The organism is Pseudomonas sp. P5_B2 (assembly GCF_056400445.1).
Map to the genome: position 1 here is coordinate 1 of NZ_JBFULH010001007.1, position 1,162 is coordinate 1,162.

The window sequence follows — 1,162 nt, forward strand, 5'->3', positions numbered from 1 at the left end:
CTTCACAGGCATGCCGGGCCTCCCTCAGACAGACCTTCGCCCGTTCGAAATCGAAACCGTTCACCGCGCCCTCCATTTTCTGGAAGCTGTTCGCAAACGCACCGCGCAGCATGCCCGCATGTGTGGCGAAATAGGGCACGGCCTGCGCATCAAAGTCATCCAACAGGTCATCGAGATGTCGGCAAACTTGCTCCAGTTCGACAACGTCGACCGCTATTGGCTCTGCTTTGACCGCACTGGGCAACTTTTCGCGTAATTGCTCCAGCAGTGCCACCAAGGGTTCACTCAAGGCTTCGAGACTGACTTGCAGCTCTTCGTCTGGTCTCTTTGCGCGCAACGCCTGCTCCAATGCATCTGCCGCCTTTGCGACGGTGTCGGCACCGATGGTCGCTGACATGCCCTTGCAGCTATGGGCCAGCAGCTCGGCCTTCCCCATCTCTCCCACCGCCAGCGCCGCACGCAGCTGCGACAGCAAGGAGCCTTGGTCGGCCAGGTAGCGGTGCAACAAGTCCAGGTACAGGCTGTGCTTGCCCAGCACCCGGCGTAGCCCGGCAGCGACGTCCACGCCACCGAAATTCAAGTCGGAATCGGCCGCGATATCAACACAACCAACTTGCCCCTGCAGTAAGGGAGAAGGCGCTGTGCCGGTAGGCTCGATCCAGCGCAGCACAGCACGGAGCAGTGCGTCCGGGTCGATCGGCTTGACGATAAAATCCACCATGCCCGCATCCCTACAGCGTTCGCGATCGGACAGCATGGCATTGGCGGTCATCGCGACAATGGGCAGATCACGCTTCCCGGGCAAGGCACGAATGGCACGCGTCGCGCTCACACCATCGAGTACGGGCATCTGCATGTCCATCAGCACTAAGTCGTAGGYGCGCGTTTTCACCCTGTCGACGGCAATTTGCCCATTTTCAGCGATATCGACGACTAATCCGGCATCGCTCAGCAGTTCGCTCGCCAACTGCTGATTCAGTGCGTTGTCTTCGACCAAAAGTACTCGCGCACCGAAAATTGCCGACATGATGTTCCCCGTTGGAGCATCCTGCGAAAGACTCTGACGGGCGCTCTTATGGTCATCTACCGCCAGCGTCCGGCCGCGTTGCAGTTTTTTTTGCGCAGCTGGGACGGTGCCAACCCGAGCGGTGAACCAGAAGGT

General features: G+C 59.6%; 1 protein-coding gene. It reads right to left on the reverse strand.

Annotated elements, in window-relative coordinates; translation table 11 throughout:
* Positions 1-1,027: response regulator (locus AC1DRJ_RS28725; protein WP_477805117.1), on the reverse strand; the 1,027-nt coding region annotated here is incomplete at its 3' end.
* Between the last annotated feature and the right edge of the window lie 135 nt (positions 1,028-1,162).